The organism is Plantactinospora sp. A48, assembly GCF_055793945.1.
This window is the reverse complement of sequence record NZ_JBTIXF010000003.1, coordinates 148,683-167,000: the sequence shown is the minus strand read 5'-3', so window position 1 is coordinate 167,000 and position 18,318 is coordinate 148,683. Positions and strand designations below refer to the sequence as shown.

Annotated in this window: 18 protein-coding genes, 1 pseudogene and 1 riboswitch; of the genes and pseudogenes, 1 reads left to right on the top strand and 18 read right to left on the bottom strand. The window is 72.7% G+C overall.

Going from position 1 to position 18,318, the window contains the following annotated elements:
* Positions 1-81: 81 nt before the first annotated feature.
* The 5 genes from rpsI to ACXN5W_RS03490 form a co-directional block, all read right to left on the bottom strand.
* Positions 82-561, bottom strand: coding sequence for a 30S ribosomal protein S9 (rpsI, locus tag ACXN5W_RS03510; protein ID WP_473156660.1), 480 nt, complete (start codon positions 559-561; stop codon positions 82-84).
* Between the two features lie 20 nt (positions 562-581).
* Positions 582-1,025, bottom strand: coding sequence for a 50S ribosomal protein L13 (gene rplM / locus ACXN5W_RS03505; protein WP_473156659.1), 444 nt, complete (start codon positions 1,023-1,025; stop codon positions 582-584).
* 167 nt (positions 1,026-1,192) lie between these two features.
* The gene (locus ACXN5W_RS03500) at positions 1,193-1,486 is read right to left on the bottom strand and encodes a type II toxin-antitoxin system PemK/MazF family toxin (RefSeq protein WP_473156688.1); all 294 of its coding nucleotides are present in this window, start codon (positions 1,484-1,486) and stop codon (positions 1,193-1,195) included.
* A complete protein-coding gene (locus ACXN5W_RS03495) occupies positions 1,476-1,748 on the bottom strand; it encodes a DUF6364 family protein (protein ID WP_473156658.1) in 273 nt (90 codons plus the stop codon). The genes ACXN5W_RS03500 and ACXN5W_RS03495 overlap by 11 nt, the downstream gene beginning before the upstream one ends.
* 145 nt (positions 1,749-1,893) lie before the next feature.
* Positions 1,894-2,301: a roadblock/LC7 domain-containing protein gene (locus ACXN5W_RS03490; protein WP_473156657.1), complete on the bottom strand. Its 408-nt coding sequence runs from the start codon at positions 2,299-2,301 to the stop codon at positions 1,894-1,896.
* 348 nt (positions 2,302-2,649) lie between these two features.
* On the opposite strand from ACXN5W_RS03490, the gene ACXN5W_RS03485 reads away from it, so the two are divergent.
* Entirely contained in the window at positions 2,650-5,139 is a 2,490-nt protein-coding gene (locus ACXN5W_RS03485) for a DNA polymerase III subunit gamma/tau domain-containing protein (protein WP_473156656.1), read from the top strand.
* 139 nt (positions 5,140-5,278) lie between these two features.
* On the opposite strand, the gene thiC is transcribed toward ACXN5W_RS03485, so the two are convergent.
* The 13 genes and pseudogenes from thiC to ACXN5W_RS03420 all read right to left on the bottom strand — a co-directional run bounded on the left by thiC (position 5,279) and on the right by ACXN5W_RS03420 (position 18,103).
* Positions 5,279-6,862, bottom strand: coding sequence for a phosphomethylpyrimidine synthase ThiC (thiC, locus tag ACXN5W_RS03480; protein WP_473156655.1), 1,584 nt, complete (start codon positions 6,860-6,862; stop codon positions 5,279-5,281).
* Between the two features lie 17 nt (positions 6,863-6,879).
* A complete protein-coding gene (gene thiD / locus ACXN5W_RS03475; protein ID WP_473156654.1) occupies positions 6,880-7,668 on the bottom strand; it encodes a bifunctional hydroxymethylpyrimidine kinase/phosphomethylpyrimidine kinase in 789 nt (262 codons plus the stop codon).
* Positions 7,669-7,916: 248 nt separating this feature from the next.
* A pseudogene (locus ACXN5W_RS03470) lies at positions 7,917-8,486 on the bottom strand (thiamine phosphate synthase); the annotation flags it as partial.
* 185 nt (positions 8,487-8,671) lie between these two features.
* Positions 8,672-9,445 (bottom strand): thiazole synthase, encoded by a 774-nt coding sequence (locus tag ACXN5W_RS03465; protein ID WP_473156653.1) that lies wholly within the window; start codon positions 9,443-9,445, stop codon positions 8,672-8,674.
* Between the two features lie 5 nt (positions 9,446-9,450).
* Entirely contained in the window at positions 9,451-9,651 is a 201-nt protein-coding gene (gene thiS, locus ACXN5W_RS03460) for a sulfur carrier protein ThiS (RefSeq protein WP_473156652.1), read from the bottom strand.
* Complete coding sequence (gene thiO / locus ACXN5W_RS03455; protein ID WP_473156651.1) at positions 9,642-10,871, bottom strand: glycine oxidase ThiO; 1,230 nt, start codon at positions 10,869-10,871, stop codon at positions 9,642-9,644. Before thiO ends, thiS begins: the two co-directional genes overlap by 10 nt.
* Positions 10,865-11,491: a thiamine phosphate synthase gene (locus tag ACXN5W_RS03450; protein WP_473156650.1), complete on the bottom strand. Its 627-nt coding sequence runs from the start codon at positions 11,489-11,491 to the stop codon at positions 10,865-10,867. The genes thiO and ACXN5W_RS03450 overlap by 7 nt, the downstream gene beginning before the upstream one ends.
* A riboswitch (TPP riboswitch) is annotated at positions 11,485-11,593 on the bottom strand. It overlaps the preceding gene by 7 nt.
* Before the next feature lie 195 nt (positions 11,594-11,788).
* Positions 11,789-12,733, bottom strand: coding sequence for an aldo/keto reductase (locus ACXN5W_RS03445; protein WP_473156687.1), 945 nt, complete (start codon positions 12,731-12,733; stop codon positions 11,789-11,791).
* A gap of 104 nt (positions 12,734-12,837) precedes the next feature.
* Positions 12,838-14,517 (bottom strand): ABC-F family ATP-binding cassette domain-containing protein, encoded by a 1,680-nt coding sequence (locus ACXN5W_RS03440; RefSeq protein ID WP_473156649.1) that lies wholly within the window; start codon positions 14,515-14,517, stop codon positions 12,838-12,840.
* A gap of 160 nt (positions 14,518-14,677) precedes the next feature.
* Positions 14,678-15,283 carry a class I SAM-dependent methyltransferase gene (locus ACXN5W_RS03435; protein WP_473156648.1) on the bottom strand — a complete coding sequence of 202 codons (606 nt, stop codon included), beginning with the start codon at positions 15,281-15,283 and terminating at the stop codon, positions 14,678-14,680.
* 26 nt (positions 15,284-15,309) lie between these two features.
* Complete coding sequence (gene truA, locus ACXN5W_RS03430; RefSeq protein ID WP_473156647.1) at positions 15,310-16,140, bottom strand: tRNA pseudouridine(38-40) synthase TruA; 831 nt, start codon at positions 16,138-16,140, stop codon at positions 15,310-15,312.
* Positions 16,141-16,489: 349 nt separating this feature from the next.
* Positions 16,490-17,047 carry a 50S ribosomal protein L17 gene (gene rplQ, locus ACXN5W_RS03425; protein ID WP_473156646.1) on the bottom strand — a complete coding sequence of 186 codons (558 nt, stop codon included), beginning with the start codon at positions 17,045-17,047 and terminating at the stop codon, positions 16,490-16,492.
* A 33-nt stretch (positions 17,048-17,080) separates the two neighbouring features.
* On the bottom strand, positions 17,081-18,103 hold the full coding sequence (locus ACXN5W_RS03420; RefSeq protein WP_473156645.1) for a DNA-directed RNA polymerase subunit alpha: 1,023 nt from the start codon (positions 18,101-18,103) through the stop codon (positions 17,081-17,083).
* Between the last annotated feature and the right edge of the window lie 215 nt (positions 18,104-18,318).

The window sequence follows — 18,318 nt, the reverse complement described above, 5'->3', positions numbered from 1 at the left end:
AAGGAAAAAGCGAAACGGCTGGGACCGCCACTGTGGGAGGGGGACCCAGCCGTTTCGTCGTAGCAGAAGAAAGCGCTCGAATCAGCGCTTCGAGTACTGCGGAGCCTTACGAGCCTTCTTGAGACCGTACTTCTTGCTCTCCTTGACCCGGGCGTCCCGGGTCAGGAAGCCGGCCTTCTTGAGCGACGGACGGTCGTCCGGCTCGTTGATGATGAGCGCGCGGGCGATGCCCAGCCGCAGCGCACCGGCCTGGCCGGTGATGCCGCCACCACGCAGGTTGGCGATCACGTCGAATGCCTCGGCCTTCTCGGCGGTCACCAGCGGCTCACGGATGAGCTGCTGGTGGACCTTGCTCGGGAAGTACGCCTCGAGGTCCCGGCCGTTGCAGGTGATCTTGCCACTGCCCGGGACGATACGGACCCGGACGATGGCCTCCTTGCGGCGGCCGACGGTCTGGATCGGGCGGTCACCGCGGGGGCGGGTGACCGGGGCGGCCGTGACGGCGGGCGCCGGGGCCTCGGCCTCGGTCTCGGCGGTGGCGGTCGCGCTGATATCGGTCATGCTGGTTCCTTCGTCCGCGCTCACTGCGCGATCTGCTTGATCTCGAACGGCACCGGCTGCTGCGCGGCGTGCGGGTGCTCGGCACCGGCGTAGACCTTCAGCTTCTTGATCAGCTGGCGGCCGAGCTTGTTGTGCGGAAGCATGCCCTTGACGGCCAACTCGACCGCCCGGTCGGGCCGCTTGCTCAGCAGCTCCTCGTACCCGACCTGCTTGAGGCCGCCCGGGTAACCGGAGTGCCGGTAGGCGATCTTCTGCTGCCGCTTGTTGCCGGTCAGGGCCACCTTGCCGGCGTTCACGATGACAACGAAGTCACCGGTGTCGACGTGCGGCGCGAAAGTCGGCTTGTGCTTGCCGCGCAGGAGCGTTGCGACGTGAGTGGCCAGACGGCCCAGCACGACATCGGAAGCGTCGATCACGTGCCACTGACGCTCGATCTCACCCGGCTTCGGGCTGTACGTACGCACAGGTCTACCTTGTCTCGTCGTCGGTCTGGAGGTCGCGCGCCGGAACACACCAGGCACGCCGAGGCGACCAAGCGTACCGGATGAGCACGCTCTGGGTTTTGCACACCAGCAGGCAACGATACCCGGGGGTGCGCCGCTGGGTCAAAACGGGGTGGGCGGGGGGTCGGTCACAGGTTCTGCAGTGTCCGCAGCGCCCGAGAGACTCGCGCCATCGTACCGCCGTCCGCGACATCCACGACCTCGGTGAACCATTTCTTCATCGGCGAGGAGATCCGGTCGGGCATGATCACATAGTCACCCATCGGTACGGCGAGCGGGGAGTCGCGCAGCAGCTCCTCCGCCACCACCTCGACCACGATGACGATCGGCACGTCCGTGGCGTTGTACACGTCCGAACTGATCACCAGGCCGAGGCGCTTCCGGGCCCCCTCGATGTGCCAGATCTCGCCCCTACGCAGCACGCCGACGCCCGCGCCCACCCGCCGGTCCGAACAGCGCCGTGTCCACCATTTCGCCCTCCCGCTCGTCGGCGAGGGCGGCGGACTCCAGATCCAGTCCCGCCCGACCGATCGCGGCGGCGTGCGCGGTGAAGACCTCCCGCAGGGCCTTCTCCCGGGCCGCGAGGTCCATCCAGGCGGAGAGGGACATGCCCTCCTGCTGCGCGAACCGTCGCGCCTGCTCGATGGTCTCGTCGGAAAAGGAGAGGGTCACCTTGGCGGTCATGCCGTCAAGCGTACCGCCGGTATGACTGGCGGTCATCCGACCGCCGACCGACCCGGTTTCACCCACCCGACCTGCCGACCCGGTTTCATGTGAAGGTCGAAAAACACCCCGGCTGGACTCCCGGGCCGATACCGGACTGCCGGCCTCAGCCTCGGCTGTTCTCCCGGGGCTTCGGCGACAGCGCCGCACCCACCCGTTCCACCAGCAACGCCATCTCGTACCCGACCTGGCCCACGTCGCAGCTGCGCGCCGCCAGGACGGCCATCGACGATCCGTCGCTGATCGACATCAGGAAGAGATAGCCGCTGTCCATCTCGATGACGGTCTGCAGCACGCCGCCGGCACTGAACATCCGAGCGGCACCCTCGGTGAGGCTGACCACCCCGGAGGTGATCGCGGCGAGCTGGTCGGCCCGGTCCGGGGGGAGGTCCCGGGACTGCGCGAGCAGCAGGCCGTCGGCCGAGACCGCCACCACGTGAGCGATCCCCGCCACACTGTCGGCGAAGTTGCTCAACAGCCAGCCCATGTCCTGCATCGCAGGTGGCCTGTTCATGTCGCTCGTCTCCTTCGATGAGGGGTGCGATCGCGATGAGGGGTGCGATCGCCGCCGGGGCAGTGGCGAGCCGCCGGATCGGGCACGGCGACGGTGGCCGGGACCCGCCTGGCGGTCCGCGGTCACCGGGGATCGTGCCCTGACGTGACGGCGCCTGATCATGCCACAGTGGCCGGTGAGCGCACCAAGGCCGCCACGTACGGTAGCGGTCGGGCAGCGCGATGCCACCCGGTCCCGCCATCTGAACACGGTACGACGCCGCCGGCCGGCGCGGTACGGGACGACGTCGGGAAACCCTGCTCGTACGCAGGGTGGCGGTCCCCCTCGGGGCACCGTAACCTGCCGGACGTGATTGGCTTTCACACCCCGGGCAGGGACCGGGGCCGGCCACCGCTGATCGCCCTTGGCCTGGGCATGCTGGCCGGAGCGGGCCAACTGGGTCTCGCGTACGGCCTCGGCGTCGTGCGACTCACCCGTTCGTTCGCGGACGCGACGCACCCAGAATGGCCGGCCCAGCTGGCCTGGATCGGCTGGTTCGCCGCCGTCGCCGCAGTGCTCGGCGCCCTGCTGGCCCGCCGGTTGACCTACCGCGCCGCACCGGCCGGCCCGATGGCCCAGGCGGGGCTCGCGGTCGCCGCCGGGCTCGGGGCCGCCATCGTGGTCCCACTCGCCATGGTGCCCGCCCGGCTCGCCCAGGTACCCGGGATCGAGCCGGCGACCGCGGCCGGAATCGCCGCCGGACTGGGCGCTGTCGCCGGGACGGTCGCCGCCGCGACCGCCCTACGCTGGTGGCCGGTCGCGCTGAATTTCGGCGTGGTCACCGCCGGCCTCTGGCTTCTCACGCTGATCTCCGTCTCGCCGTCCCTCGGCCCGGACGACCCGTTTCCAGCCGTACGCCTGGGCGCGCTGGACCCCCGGTGGCTCGACAGCGGGCTGGCGGACCGGCTGGCCACGGTGTTGCCGCCGGCGCTCGCCCTGCTGGCCGGTGCCGGCGTCGCCCTGCTCGCCCGCCGCCGGGGCCAACCGGCCCCCGTGGTGGCGACCGCCGGGCTCGCTGGCCCGGCCCTGCCGGCCATCGCGTACCTTGCGGCCGGATCCGGTACGAGCTATCAGGCGATGCCCTGGTGGGGCGCGCTGATCGCGGTGGCGGCCGGCGTGCTCGGCTCGGTGCCGACCGCCCTGCTGTCCTGGCCCCCGATCCGGCTCGGCCGGGGCACCGCACCGGCGGAGTCCCTCGAAGGACCCCCGGCCGAAGGCACCGGCCAGGCCGCGTCGACCGCGATCGAGCCCTCGGACATCCTGCGACCGATCCCGGGCGACCGTATCGCGCCGACCGACCGGCGGGGCTGGCACGTCCCCCGGCACGCCGGTCCGGCCGAGTCGCCCGCCCTGCCGGCAGATGAACCCCCCGCCGATGGCCCGACGGGACCCACCGTGGCCACCGCCACCACCGGAACGACGTCCGCGGACAGCCCGGCACCGGACTGGTCTCCGAACGACGGCCGCAGCTTCCTGAAGCCGCTGAGTCGGGCACCGCGAACCGAGGACTTCTGGCCGACCGGAGCACCGTTCGCGGCCGACCCGGACACCGACCCCACCGAGCCCCAGCCCGAGCCCGATACCGAACTCACCGAGCCCGACAACGACACCGACCGCACTGGCGCTGATAGCTCAGACGGCCACACCGGGCCCGGCCCGCACGGCTCAGGCCACCACGCCGAGTCCGACCCGAACGATTCGGGCCACCGTTGGGACGCCCTCTCCACCCGGCCGGCCGAGCCGATGCCTGACAGCGGGGACGGTTGGGACGCTTTCGCAACAGCCGGCGACCGGAACCAGATCAAGCGGATCGGCCGGACCGGTTGGCGCCGCCGGCTGGGTCTCGGGCGCGCCGCACCGACTGGGCAATCGGCCCCGGCCGAGGACTCGACCTCGGCCGGGAAGCCGGCCGGTGCCGAAGTAGCGGCCCGGGCCGAGGCCACAGACAAGCCCGAGGAACGGGTCTCTCCCGCGAAGGCAGCCCCGGCCGGAGGACCCGCGGAAGGACAAACCGCCGCCACGGTGGAACCGACGAAGCCGGCCGACCGTCCGAAACCCACCTCGATCGCACCGAGCCCAGTTACCACCCCGGCCACCCCGGCCACCCCGGCCACCCCGGCCACCCCGGCCACGACGATCGTCCCAACCGCTGAGGCCACCGACGCCCCCCAGCCGGCCACGGTGACCGGAACCGGCCCGGACCCTTCCAGCATCGTCGGGGAGCCGGCCGTCGAACCTGCTCCGGCCGAGCGGGCCCGGCGCGGGCTGTTCCGGCGCAACCGACCGGCCCGGACGGAACCGGCAACCCGGACCGGGCCAGCGGACCCGACCGACTCGACGGCCTCAACCGAATCAGCGGACCCGACCGACTCAATGGCCTCGACCGAATCAGCGGCCCCGAGGGAGCAGGTGGCTCAGCAGACGGCGCCGAAGACAGCGGCGGCCGAAACCGATCGGGCGGCCGAAATTCCGGCCGGACGGCCAACCGACCGCCCGAACGAACATCCGGCCGGTGGCCCGGTCGAAGGCCCCGCCGAAGGGCGCGCCGACACCCCGGCCGAAGGGCGCGCCGAAGCTCCGGCCGAAGGCTCCGTCGAGCACCCGGCCGGTGCCCCGGCGGAAGGCCCCGCCGAGCGCCCGGTCAAGGGGCGCGGACGAGGCCGCCGGAAGGCCAAGGCGGGGGACGATGAGTACGTGGACTGGGTGGCCGGCCTGTCCAGCCCTCCGTCCGAACCACCACCCCGGGACCCCGGCCCACGCCGATCGCTGCGGTCCCCCGGCCGACCCGACCCGGAATAGCGCACGCGGACGTACGGACCGGGCCTCCGGCGGCCACACCAGTCGGGCCACCGCCCAGACAGGCATGCCGCAAACGAGACCAGGCGGGCCGCCGGCCAGACCCAGACAGTCGGGCCGCCGGCCGCACCGAGCGATGGGGTCAGGCCAGCGGCAGGTACACCCGGCCGCCGCCGGCCAGGAACTCCGCCGACTTCTCCTGCATGCCACGATCGGCGTACGCCTTCAGCTCCTGACTGATCTTCATCGAGCAGAACTTCGGGCCGCACATCGAGCAGAAGTGTGCGGCCTTCGCGGGCGCGGCCGGCAGCGTCGCGTCGTGGTACGCCCGGGCGGTGTCGGGGTCCAGCGAGAGGTTGAACTGGTCCTCCCAGCGGAACTCGAACCGGGCCTTGGACAGCGCGTCGTCCCAGGCCTGGGCGCCCGGATGACCCTTGGCGAGGTCGGCGGCGTGCGCGGCGATCTTGTACGCGATCACCCCGGCCTTCACGTCGTCCCGGTCCGGCAGCCCCAGGTGCTCCTTCGGGGTGACGTAGCAGAGCATGGCGGTGCCGTACATGCCGATCATCGCGGCGCCGATGGCCGAGGTGATGTGGTCGTACGCCGGCGCGATGTCGGTGGTCAGCGGGCCGAGCGTGTAGAACGGCGCCTCGTGACACAGTTCCCGCTGGAGGTCCACGTTCTCCTTGATCTTGTGCATCGGCACGTGGCCGGGGCCCTCGATCATGACCTGGGCACCGTGCTCCCAGGCCACCGTGGTCAGCTCACCGAGGGTACGCAGCTCGGCGAACTGTGCCTCGTCGTTGGCATCGGCGATCGAGCCCGGCCGCAGCCCGTCGCCGAGCGAGAACGTGATGTCGTACCGGGCCAGCAGTTCGGACAGCTCGGCGAAGTTGGTGTAGAGGAAATTCTCCTCATGGTGGGCGAGACACCACGCCGCCATGATCGAACCGCCCCGGGAGACGATGCCGGTGACCCGGTTCACGGCCAGCGGGACGTACCGCAGCAGCACCCCCGCGTGCACCGTCATGTAGTCGACGCCCTGCTCGGCCTGCTCGATGACGGTCTCCCGGAACACCTCCCAGGACAGCTTCACCGGGTCACCGCCGACCTTCTCCAGCGCCTGATAGATCGGCACCGTGCCGATCGGCACCGGCGAGTTGCGGACGATCGCCTCACGCGTCTCGTGGATCCGGCTGCCGGTGGACAGATCCATCACGGTGTCCGCGCCCCACCGGGTGGCCCAGGTCAGCTTCTCCACCTCCTCGTCCACCGACGAGGTCACGGCCGAGGTGCCGATGTTGGCGTTCACCTTCACCAGGAACCGGCCACCGATCACCATCGGCTCGGATTCCGGGTGGTTGACGTTCGCCGGCAGCACGGCCCGCCCCGCGGCGATCTCGTCCCGTACGACATCGGCCGGAACGCCCTCCCGGACGGCGACGAACTCCATCTCCGGGGTGATGATCCCGGCCCGCGCGTAGACGAGTTGGGTGGGCCGCTGTCCCGCCAGCGGGCTGCCGGCCCCCCGTACCGGCGCCACGTCACCGCGCTCGGCGATCCAGGGCCCGCGCAGCGGCGGCAACCCGACGACCGGCTCCGAGCCGGGCCCCGAGGTGTCGTACAGCCGCACCGGCGGTTCGTTCCCACCGAGCACGACCTCCGCGAACGGCACCCGTACATCGGGCCGTGGCCCCTCCACATAGACCTTCCGGCGAGCTTCCATTTTGCTGCCTCCTGTCGTCATCGGGACCATCCGAAGTGATCGAGCGGGCCGTGGCCGCCGCCCAGTTCCCACGCCCCCGCGCCGGCGATGGCACGGGCGACGTACTCCTTCGCGAAGCTCACCGCCGCTGGCACGTCGTCCCCGGCCCCGAGCCGGACGGCGAGCGCGGCGGAGAACGAGCAGCCGGTGCCGTGCGTGTTCCGGCCCGGCAGCCGGGGCGCGGACAGCAACCGGCCGCGTCCGCCGTGCCAGAGCGCGTCAACGGCCTCGGTACCGTCCGGCAGGTCACCGCCGGTCACCACCACCGCCGCCGGTCCGCCGGCCGCCAGCTCCCGGGCCGCCGCCAGCATGTCGTCGGGGGTTCGCACCGGGCCACCGACCAGCGCCTCGGCCTCCGCCCGGTTCGGGGTCGCCACCACCGCGTACGGCAGCAGCCGGCGCACCGTTTCCACCGCGCCGAGCCGGGCGCCGGTGGTGGCCACCAGGACCGGGTCGACGACAAGGTTGGGCAGCCGACCCGCCTCGGCCCGGGTCGCCACCACCTCGGCGATCCGCGCGTCGCCCAGCATGCCGGTCTTCACCGCCCGGATCCGGAAATCGGCCAGCACGGCGTCCAGCTGGGCCGCCACCACCTCGGCCGGCACGGCGTGTACGGCGGTCACCTCCCGGGTGTTCTGCGCGGTCACCGCAGTGATCACCGAGGTGCCGTACCCGCCGAGCGCGGCGATGGTCTTGAGGTCAGCCTGGATGCCCGCACCGGCGCCGGAGTCGGAGCCGGCGATCGTGAGCAGGGCCTGGGGCGTCACGGCTGTAACCCATCGATGGTGGCCGATACCGCCGCCCCGTCGTGGCGATCCAGCGTCCGGGCACGGTCGGCCGCCGCCCCGTCGTGGCCATCCAGCGTCCGGGCGTGGGCGTTCGCAGTCCTGTCGGAGGCCTCCGGCGTCCGGGGGTGGGCGTTCGCTAGCCCGGCGTTGGCGTTCACTGGGCGGGGATGGGCGGTCGACGGGTGGGTGCTGGCGCTTCGCGTCACCGGGGCTGGTGGCTGGGCCAGGGCGTTCAGCAGGGCGGCGACCGTTTCCGCTGGGTCGTGGGCCCGCATGATGGCGCCGAGGACGGCCACTCCGGCCGCCCCCGCGTCGACGCACGCGGCTGCCTGGGCGGGGGTCTCGATGCCGCCGAGGGCGATGGCCGGGACGGGGCTGTGCCGGATCAGCTCGGCGAGTCCGTCGGGACACAGCGGCGGGCCGTACCCGGGCTTGGTGCGGGTGGGGAAGACCGGCGACAGCGTCACGTAGTCCTCGGTGCTGAGGCGGGTCAGCTCGGTCCGGTCGTGACAGGACCGGCCCACCAACCCCAGCCGGGGCGGCGGGTACGGGCCGGCGGCGGTCAGGTGTACGGCGTCCCCGCCCAGCGGGTCCGGCCCGGACACCAGCAGGGTGCCCCCGACTTCGGCGAGGATCCGGCGCAGCGCGTCGGCCAGCGTCGCCCGCTCGGCGCGCGGCAGGTCACGCTCGCGCAGCACGACGTACCGGGCCCCGCCGTCTACCGCCGCACGGATCACCTCGGGCAGCGGGCGGTAGGCCAGCCGACGGTCGGTGAGCACCAGCAGCCCGGAGGGCACGCCGACCACGGTCTCGGCCGGATCCGCCCACGACGAGATCAAGCCCGACCGCCCAGAGTCGACGGCTTCGACGGAAACACCAGCGGCGGTCTTCGCCGGGCCCGCCCACGGCGAGTTCAAGCCTGACCGCCCAGAGTGGGCGGGTCCGGCGAAGACCGGTGGCTCATCCGCGGGATCCCGGCCGGTCACAGGTCCGGCCGCCCCTCGTCCGGAGTGGAGGCGAGCGCGTGGTACCGCCGGGGAATCCGGCCGGCCCCGGCGGCCAACCACCCCGCCGTCACCGCGTGGCGCATCGCCACGGCCATCCGTTCCGGGTCGGCGGCCCGGGTGACCGCGCTGGCCAGCAGCACCCCGTCGCACCCCAGCTCCATCGCCAGGGCCGCGTCGGAGGCGGTGCCGATGCCCGCGTCGAGGATCACCGGCACCGACACGCTCTGCCGGATCAGCCGGATGTGGTGCGGGTTGGCGATGCCCAGGCCCGAGCCGATGGGAGCACCGGCCGGCATCACCGCCGCACAGCCGAGGTCGGCCAGCCGGCGGGCGAGTATCGGATCGTCGTTGCTGTACGGCAGGACCGTGAACCCGTCCGCGACCAGGCGCTCGGCGGCGGCGAGCAGTTCGGCGCCATCGGGCAGCAACGTCCGCTCGTCGCCGATCACCTCCAGTTTGACCCAGGTGGTGTCGAACGCCTCCCGGGCCAGTTGGGCGGTCCGGACCGCCTCGGCCGCGGTACGGCAGCCGGCGGTGTTGGGCAGCACCCGTACCCCGCACGAGGTGAGCAGGTCGAGCAGCCCCCCGCCGCCCACGGCGGCGGTGTCGACGCGACGGAGTGCGACCGTGACGAGTTCCGTACCGGACTCCCGGATCGCCCGGCCCAGCACCTCCAGGTTGCTCGCTCCCCCGGTGCCGAGAATGAGCCGGGAGGTGAACCGCTGCCCCGCGATGATCAGTTCAGTCATCCCGGTCACCCGCCCTGGGTCGCGGTCAGCACCTCGACCCGGTCGCCGGCACGCAGCACCGTGTCCGGCCACTGCGCCCGCGGCACCACGTCACCGTTCACCGCGGCGGCGACTCCCCGGGGCAGCGTGGTGACCGTGCCGACCAGCTCGGCCAGGGTGGTGGCCGGCCGCAGCGTCCGGGCCGTCCCGTTCACGGTCAGCTCCATCGGGTTGCTCCCTCCTCGACTGGTTGGGCCGGTCCACCGCGTACGCCCAGCGCGGGCTCGGCCGGGCGGCGGCCGGCTTCGGTGCCGAACCGGTCCGGCCGGAACGGCGCCAGCACAACCGACACGTCCTCGCCGGTGAGGGCGTCGGCGATCAGGTCGGCGGTCACCGGGGTGAGCACGATGCCGTGCCGGTAATGCCCCCCGGCCACGAACACCGGGCGACGACCGACGGCGCCCGTGCCGCCGAGGCGGTCCGGCAGCGGGCCGAGCACCGGCAGGTTGTCCGGCGTGCCGGGACGGACCGCGGCCCGCGCCTCGACCAGCTCGTACTCGCCCAGTTCCGGCACCAGTTCGGTGGCCGCCCGGAGCAGGTCCAGGACCGCCCCCGCCGTAACGGTCCGGTCGGTCCGCTCCTCCACGGTGGCACCCACCACCACCTCGCCGTCGATCCGCGGCACGAGGTAGACCGACCGGCCGTCGGCCTGGCCGCGCAGCACATGCCGCAGCACCCCCTGAGCCCCGGTGGGAGCGCGGAGGCGGAGGATCTGGCCCTTCACCGGGCGGATCGGCAGGCCGGTGAGCGCGGCCGTACCGGTCCCGGCGGCGACCACCACCGTGCCGGCCGGTATCTCGGCCAGCCGTTCCACCGGTCGCCGGACCAGTGTGACGCCGGCCGCCCGGGCGGCGTCGGCCAGCGCGGGTACCAGCCGGCGCGGGTCCACCTGATGGTCGTCCGGCGCGTACGCCCCGGCCCGTACCCGCGGGCTGAGCCCCGGCTCGCGGTCCCGGAGCTGGCCGGGCAGCAACTGCCGCAGCGGCAGCCCGCACTCCTGCTGGTACGTCCACAGTCGTCGGGCCTCGGCGGCGTCGTCGGCGGTGAGCGCCACGATCAGGGTGCCCTCGGTCCGGTAGCCGATGTCCCGGCCGCTGGCCGCCGTCAGCTCGGCGGCGAACGCCGGCCAGCGCCGCGCCGAGTCGACCAGCAGCGGGGTCAGGTCCCGCTCGCCGAAGGTGGTCTCGCTGACCGGTGACAGCATCCCGGCGGCGACCGCCGAGGCACCCGACCCGGGCTCCGGGTCGTACAGCGTCACCCGCAGTCCCCGAACGGCGCAGCGCCACGCGACGGCCAACCCGATGGGCCCCCCGCCAACCACCGCCACGTCTGAAAGGAAGGGCCCCCTGTTATCGCTTTTCGTATAGGAAGGGCCCCCTGTTAACACGGCAGTCCCCGCAGCAGGTCCCGGGTCGCCCGCGCCGGGTCGGCGGCACCGCTGAGCGCAGCGATCACCGCGACCCCGTACGCCCCGGCCGCCACCAGCTCCGGCACCCGTTCCGGGGTCACTCCGCCGATGGCGATCACCGGTACGTCCACGGACCCCGCGACGGCCCGCAGACCCACCGGCCCGAGCGGTTCCGGCAGGCCGTCCTTGCTGGACGTCGGATAGCACGGTCCGACCCCGAGATAGGAGGCTCCCTCGGCCACCGCCGCCCGCGCGGCCACCGGCTCCCGGGCGGTGCCGCCGAGTACGGCGGCCGGCCCGAGCACCCGCCGGGCCGCCGCCACCGGCAGGTCGAGGGCGCCCACATGTCCACCGGCGGCACCGGCCGCGAGCGCGACGTGCAGCCGGTCGTTCACCAGGCAGGTGGCGCCGACCTCGGCGCAGGCCGCGACCAGCGCGGTGGTCAACTCGTACGCCGTCCGGTCCGGCATGTCGTCCTCGACCCGGACCTGGACCGCCAGTCGGGGACCGGCCACGGCGAGCGCCGCGCGGGCGACGCCGAGTGGGTCGCGTCCGGGACGGGTGTCGGTGACGAGATGCAGTCGTGCCAGGGCTGGCATGCACCACTCCTCCCTGCGCCGGCATTACCCGGATCAGGTTCGACGGTCGGGGGCCGCAGCCCCCCTCTCAGCCCGGTGCGCCGGGCTCCCGTGGGGTTCTTCCTGGCCGACGGTACGGTACGGCGGCGACCGCTGCCAAGCCCTCGTCCGATGGGTGGACGTCGAAGTGCCCGGCAACCGGGCCGCCGGGACCGCGCCGTCCACCACCGGTCAGCAGCCGACCGCCGTCGAGAACACCGCCGCCGCCAAAGGCACCGGCCGTCAGAGGTGCGCCGTCTGTCAGAGGTGCACCGTCTGTCAGAGAAGGTCGCGCAGGGCCGTCAGGTCGTCGTCGTTCGGCTCCCAGCTGCCGGCCTCGGCGTTCGCCCGCACCTGATCCGGTGTGGTCGCCCCGGCGATCACGGAGGTCACGGCCGGTTGCGCGGCCAACCCGCCGATCGCTACCTGGAGCATCGACAGATCGCGCTCGGCCGCGTACTTCTCGATTGCCTCGATGGTGTCCCACGGCGCGGCGGCGAACCGCTGGGCGTACCGGCCGCCGCCGGCCAGCCGGCTGCCTTCCGGCGGCGCCTCGTCCCGCTTGTACTTGCCGGTCAGCAGCCCGTTGGCCAGCGGGAAGAACGGCAGCAGACCGAGCCCGAACCGCTCGCAGGCCGGCGCGATCTCCGCCTCCACCCCGCGCTCCAGCAGGTTGTAGTGGTTCTGCGCGCTGATGAACGGGGTGTAGCCGCCGGACCGCGCCGTCCAGTCGGCGTCCGCGATCTGCCAACCGGCGAAGTTGGAGTTGCCGAGGTAGCGGACCTTCCCGGCCCGCACCAGGTCGTCGAGGGCGGCCAGGGTCTCCTCGATCGGCGTACCAGGGTCGGGCTCGTGCAGTTGGTAGAGGTCGATGTAGTCGGTTCCGAGCCGGCGCAGCGACGCCTCGACGGCCCGCACGACGTACCGGCGGGCGCCCCGGGCACCGTGGTCGGGCCCGTTCATCCCGGACATGTCCATGCCGAACTTCGTGGCCACCACCACGTCGTCCCGGCGACCCTTCAGCGCCGCGCCGAGCTGTTCCTCGGAGCCACCGTGCGGCTCGCCGTAGATGTCGGCGGTGTCGAAGAAGTTGATCCCGGCGTCCAGGGCCGCGTCCACCACGGCCCGGGTGCCGTCCGCGTCGAGCTTCCGGCCGAAGTTGTTGCAGCCGATGCCGACCACGGACACCACGAGGCCCGAGTCGCCCAACCGGCGATAGGTCATCTCAGTCACGCGATCAACCCTATGCCGCCGACCCGTGCGGCACCGATGTCACCCGGGAACGACCGTGACCGGCCACCGGGCCCGGTCGGTGGGGCAGGAACGGCTCATCCCACGTCCCAGACGGGCTCGGTGGTCTCCTTCACCTCGCCGTCGCCGGCGAACAGCAGGAACCGGTCGAACGACCGGGTGAACCAACGGTCGTGGGTGACCGCGATCACCGTACCCTCGAAGGCCCGCAGACCGGCCTCCAGCGCCTCGGCCGAGGCCAGGTCCAGGTTGTCGGTGGGCTCGTCGAGCAGCAGCAGGGTCGCCCCGGACAGCTCCAGCAGCAGCACCAGGAACCGCGCCTGCTGCCCGCCGGAGAGCGAGCCGAACCGCTGGTCGCCCTGGCCGGCCAGCTCGTACCGGGACAGCGCCGCCATGGCCGCGTGCCGATCCATCCCGGCCCGATGGTCATCCCCCCGCCACAGCACCTCCACCAGGGTCTTCGCCATCAGCTCGGGCCGGTCGTGGGTCTGCGAGAAGTGCCCGGACCGGACGCGGGCGCCCAGTCGGGCCACCCCGTCGTGCGCCACCGGCGCCAGCGCCGGACCCACGTCGACCGGCGCGTTCGCCGGATCCGGGTCGGTGCCGCCCCGGGCCAGCAGCCGCAGGAAGTGCGACTTTCCCGTCCCGTTCGCGCCGAGCACCGCCAGCCGGTCGCCGTACCAGAGTTCCAGGTCGAACGGGTACGTCAGGCCGTCCAGCTCAAGCTGCTCGCAGATCACCGCGCGCTTGCCGGTCCGCCCACCGGCCAGCCGCATCCGGATGTCCTGGTCCTTCGGCGGTACGGGCGGCGGCCCGGCCTCCTCGAACCTGCGCAACCGGGTCTGCGCCGACTGGTAGCGCGAGGCCATGTCCGAGTTGTACGCGGCCTTCTGCTTGTACATCAGCATCAGCTCACGCAGCTTCTGGTGCTCCTCGTCCCAGCGCTTACGCTGCTCGTCCAGCCTGGCGTGCCGGGCCACCCGGGCTTCGTGCCAGCTCGCGAAGCTGCCGGGATGGATCCACGCGGACCCGCCCTCCACGGCCACCACCCGATCGCTGGTCTGGGCCAGCAGCTCCCGGTCGTGCGAGACGTACAGCACCGACTTGGCCGACTCGCGCAGCCGCCGCTCCAGCCAGCGTTTCCCCGGTACGTCGAGGAAGTTGTCCGGCTCGTCCAGCAGCAGCACCTCGTCGGCACCACGCAGCAGCAGTTCGAGGGCGAAGCGCTTCTGCTGACCGCCGGACAGGGTCCGCACCGGACGGTCCCGGCAGGCGTCCCAGGGCAGGCCCAGGACGATCGTGGCGACCGTGTCGAACAGCACCTCGGCGTCGTACCCGCCGGCCTCGCCCCAGACGCCCAGCGCGTCCGCGTACCCGAGCTGGGCCTTGCCGGCCGCGGTGCTGTACTTACCGCGCAGCTCGGCCGCGTGCAGGGTCCGTTCGGCTTCGGCCAGTCGCTCGCCGGCGGTCCGCAGCGTCGGCTCGGCGAGCGACAGCGCCAGGTCCCGCAGCGTGGTGTCGTCGCCGATCATGCCGATGAACTGCCGCATCACGCCGAGTCCACCGGACCGGGCGACGGTGCCGGTCCGCACCGGCAGATCGCCGGCGACCATGCGGAGCAGCGTGGTCTTGCCCGCACCGTTCGGACCGACCAGGGCGACCTTGGCGCCCTCGCCCACCCGGAACGACACGTCGGCGAACAGCTCCCGACCGTCCGGCAGCACATGCCCGACCCCGGCGATGTCGATGTAGCCCACGCCGGAATGGTGCCTGAGGAAACCAGGCAACGCCCACCCAATTACCGGTCGGTCACGAGCGGCCGGATGGTCGCCGAGCAGGGGCCTCGCCGGTCAGCGACGCAGCCGGCCTGCCGGGCCCCGCCGGTCAGCGACGTCCCCGTCTGCCAGGCCCCGCCGGTCAGCGGCTCACCCGCAGCACCCGGAAGCCCTTCTGGCTGGCCCGCCGCTCGACCGTCCAGTTCCGCTCGACGAGCCAGCGGTGCAACGAGTCGCCGCCCAGGTTGCGGCCGACCACCAGCCAGGCCACCCCGTCCGGGGCGAGCCGGGACAGCCAGCGCAGCAGCAGCCCGTGCAGCTCGGCCTTGCCGACGTGGATGGGCGGGTTCGACCAGATCTCCGCGAACTCGACTCCGGCCGGCACGTCGTCCGGGCCGGCCACCCGGACCCGGTCGGCCAGGCCCAGCCGTCCGGCGTTGGCGGCGGTCAACTCACGCGCCCGCTCGTTGACGTCCACCGCCCACACCGTGGCGGCGGTCGCCCTGCTGGCCAGCACGCAACTGATCGGGCCGTACCCGCAGCCGAGATCGAGGAACGGACCGGCCGCGCCGGGCCCCGGCAGGTCGGCCTTGCGCAGCAGTACGGCGGTGCCGAGGTCGAGCCGGTCCGCCGAGAAGACTCCGGCGGCGGCGGTCAGGGTGTAATCCCGGTCCGCCACCCGGAACTCGACATCCCGCTCCCGGGGCGCCGAGCCGGGCTGCGCGGTGAAGTAATGGTCGCCGGTCACGTCGGGCATTCTGTCAGCATCCGTACTCAGGCTTCGGCCGGTAGCCGGAGCCGGCGGGTGGCGTCGGCCCGCCGGGCGTACTCGGTGGGATCGTCGGGGTAACCGACGGCGACCAGGGTGAGTCCGTGCGCCGGGACCACCGTCACCTCGGAGGCCCGTTCCCGCCGCCGCAGCAGGCTGGCCGGCCACTCGGGCGGACGCCGCCCGTCGCCGACCACCAGCATCGCGCCGACCAGGCTGCGCACCATCGACTGGCAGAACGCGTCGGCCTGCACGGTACCGATCACCAGCCCGTCCGGATCGCGCCGCCAGTCCAGCCGGGTCAGCTCCCGCACGGTGGTGGCGTGCTCCTTGCGCCGGCAGTACGCGGCGTAGTCGTGCTCGCCGACCAGGCCCAGGGCGGCGGCGTTGAGCGCGGCCAGGTCCAGCGGGCGGGGCCAGGCGAGCACCTCGTGCCGGCGCAGCGGTTCGGCCCCGAACTCCGCGTCGGTGACCCGGTATTCGTACCGACGGAAGGTGGCCGAGAAACGCGCGTCGAACTCCGCCGGCACCTCGGTCACCGCCCGCACCCGGACGTCGGCCGCGAGTACGGCGTTGAGCCGGCGTACCAGGGTGGTGGCCACCGGTCGCCAGGCGGCATCGGTGAGGTCGACGTGGCAGACCTGCCCGCTGGCGTGTACCCCGGCGTCGGTCCGGCCGGCCACGGTCAGCCCGGTCGCTGCGCCGACTCCGAGCAACTGGTCCAGCGCCGCCGCGAGCAAACCGGCGACGGTACGGCGACCCGGTTGAGCCGCCCATCCGGAGAAGTCAGCCCCGTCGTACGCCACATCCAGCCGTACCCGAATCCCCTCGCCCACCACACTCTCTCCCCTCTCCCCTCTCCCCTCTCCCCACACCCCTCCCCCGCGCACCCCTCCCCCCGGTTGATCATGAAGTTAGCTGACGAAATCGAGCCGATTTCGTCAGCTAACTTCATGATCAACGCGCCGGTCGGGGGGACCGCGCCGGTCCGGGGGGGCGCGTCGGTCCGGGGAGGGCCGCGCCGGTCCGGGGAGGGCCGCGCCGGTCCGGGGAGGGCCGCGCCGGTCCGGGGGGCCGGGTGGGAGGGGGCTGGTGGGGGGAACGGGGCGGGCCCGGCACCTGTGGAGGGTGCCGGGCCCGGCTCGTCACGTGCTGCCGAACCGACGCCGGCGCATGCGGGATGGTTCAGGACTTGCTGGTGTCGGCCTCGTCGGTGTCCTCACGGGCAGCCGCGGTGTCACCGGAAACCGACTCCGGAGCCTCCGAGTCCTGGTCCGCGACCGACGACGGCACCTGCTCCTCGGGAGCGAGCGCCTCGACCTTGTCCTGCTGGGCGGCCTTTCGGGCGGTGGCCTTCTTGGTCGCCTTCGCGGGCGCCGCGGCGACCAGTTCCTCGACCAGCTCGATGATCGCCATCGGAGCGGCGTCACCCTTGCGCGGACCGGTCTTCACGATCCGGGTGTAGCCGCCGGGCCGGTTGGCGTACCGCGGCGCGATCTGGTCGAACAGCGCGTAGACCACGTCCTTGTCCCGCACGACGGCCAGCACCCGACGACGGGAGGCCAGGTCGCCGCGCTTCGCCTTGGTGATCAGCTGCTCGGCGAGGGGACGCAGCCGCTTGGCCTTCGTCTCGGTGGTCTGGATCTTGCCGTGCTGGAACAGCGCGGTGGCCAGGTTCGCCAGCATCAGCCGCTCGTGCGCGGGGCTGCCGCCGAGGCGGGGGCCCTTGGTGGGCGTGGGCATTGTTGGTGCTCCTCAGTGGTGGCGGCAGCCGGACTAGAGCTGCTCGGTCTCGCGGTAGTCGTCGGTGTCGTAGTCGGCCTCGCCGAAGGAGTCCACGACCTGCGCCGGGTCGAAGTTCGGGGCCGAGTCCTTCAGCCCCAGACCCATCCCGGCGAGCTTCATCTTGACCTCGTCGATCGACTTCTGACCGAAGTTCCGGATGTCGAGGAGGTCCGCCTCGGTCCGCCCGATGAGCTCACCAACGGTGTTGATGCCCTCGCGCTTGAGGCAGTTGTAGGAGCGGACGGTCAGGTCCAGCTCCTCGATCGGCAGCGCCAGGTCCGCGGCCAGCTGGGCGTCCTGCGGCGAGGGGCCGATGTCGATACCCTCGGCGGTCTCGTCCAGCTCGCGGGCCAGGCCGAACAGCTCGACCAGGGTCGAGCCGGCGGAGGCCAGCGCGGTACGCGGGCCGATCGACGCCTTGGTCTCGACGTCGATGACCAGGCGGTCGAAGTCGGTGCGCTGCTCGACACGGGTCGCCTCGACCCGGTACGTCACCTTGAGCACCGGCGAGTAGATCGAGTCGACCGGGATGCGGCCGATCTCGGCGCCGGCCTGCTTGTTCTGCGCGGCGGTCACGTAGCCCCGACCCCGCTCGACGGTCAGCTCCATGTCGAGCCGGCCCTTGCCGTTCAGGGTGGCGAGCTTCAGGTCCGGGTTGTGCACCGAAACGCCGGCCGGGGGCTGGATGTCACCGGCGGTGACGTCGCCCGGGCCCTGCTTGCGCAGGTACATGCTGACCGGCTCGTCGTGCTCGGAGCTGACGCACAGCTCCTTGATGTTCATGACGAGCTCGACCACGTCCTCCTTGACCCCCGGGATGGTGGTGAACTCGTGCAGCACACCGTCGATCTTGATCGAGGTGACCGCCGCGCCCGGGATGGAGGAGAGCAGGGTCCGCCGGAGCGAGTTCCCCAGGGTGTAGCCGAATCCCGGCTCAAGCGGCTCGATGGCGAACCGGGAGCGGGTCTCGTTGATGGACTCCTCGGACAACGAGGGCCGCTGGCTGATGAGCATGACTTCTCTTTTCGTTCGGGGCACCCGCTATTTGATGCCCAAACTCAGTTTCCGAGTCGCCGGCGGACCGGCGAGCCGGCCGTGGCGGGCAGCGGTCCCCGAAGGGATGACCGCGGCCCGTCCCGGCGCGACGTGCCACTGGGTGGGGGCGGCGATGACCCCGAAGGGATCAAGCCGGACCGCCGGGGCGGTTACCGCCGCCCCACCCAGCGACC

Excerpts from the sequence above, each read along its gene's own strand:
- rpsI (WP_473156660.1), bottom strand. The coding sequence starts at position 561 with ATGACCGATATCAGCGCGACCGCCACCGCCGAGACCGAGGCCGAGGCC.
- ACXN5W_RS03495 (WP_473156658.1), bottom strand. The coding sequence starts at position 1,748 with ATGACCGCCAAGGTGACCCTCTCCTTTTCCGACGAGACCATCGAGCAG.
- ACXN5W_RS03490 (WP_473156657.1), bottom strand. The coding sequence starts at position 2,301 with ATGAACAGGCCACCTGCGATGCAGGACATGGGCTGGCTGTTGAGCAAC.
- thiC (WP_473156655.1), bottom strand. The coding sequence starts at position 6,862 with ATGGAAGCTCGCCGGAAGGTCTATGTGGAGGGGCCACGGCCCGATGTA.
- ACXN5W_RS03465 (WP_473156653.1), bottom strand. The coding sequence starts at position 9,445 with ATGACTGAACTGATCATCGCGGGGCAGCGGTTCACCTCCCGGCTCATT.
- thiS (WP_473156652.1), bottom strand. The coding sequence starts at position 9,651 with ATGGAGCTGACCGTGAACGGGACGGCCCGGACGCTGCGGCCGGCCACC.
- ACXN5W_RS03450 (WP_473156650.1), bottom strand. The coding sequence starts at position 11,491 with ATGCCAGCCCTGGCACGACTGCATCTCGTCACCGACACCCGTCCCGGA.
- ACXN5W_RS03445 (WP_473156687.1), bottom strand. The coding sequence starts at position 12,733 with ATGACCTATCGCCGGTTGGGCGACTCGGGCCTCGTGGTGTCCGTGGTC.
- rplQ (WP_473156646.1), bottom strand. The coding sequence starts at position 17,047 with ATGCCCACGCCCACCAAGGGCCCCCGCCTCGGCGGCAGCCCCGCGCAC.
- ACXN5W_RS03420 (WP_473156645.1), bottom strand. The coding sequence starts at position 18,103 with ATGCTCATCAGCCAGCGGCCCTCGTTGTCCGAGGAGTCCATCAACGAG.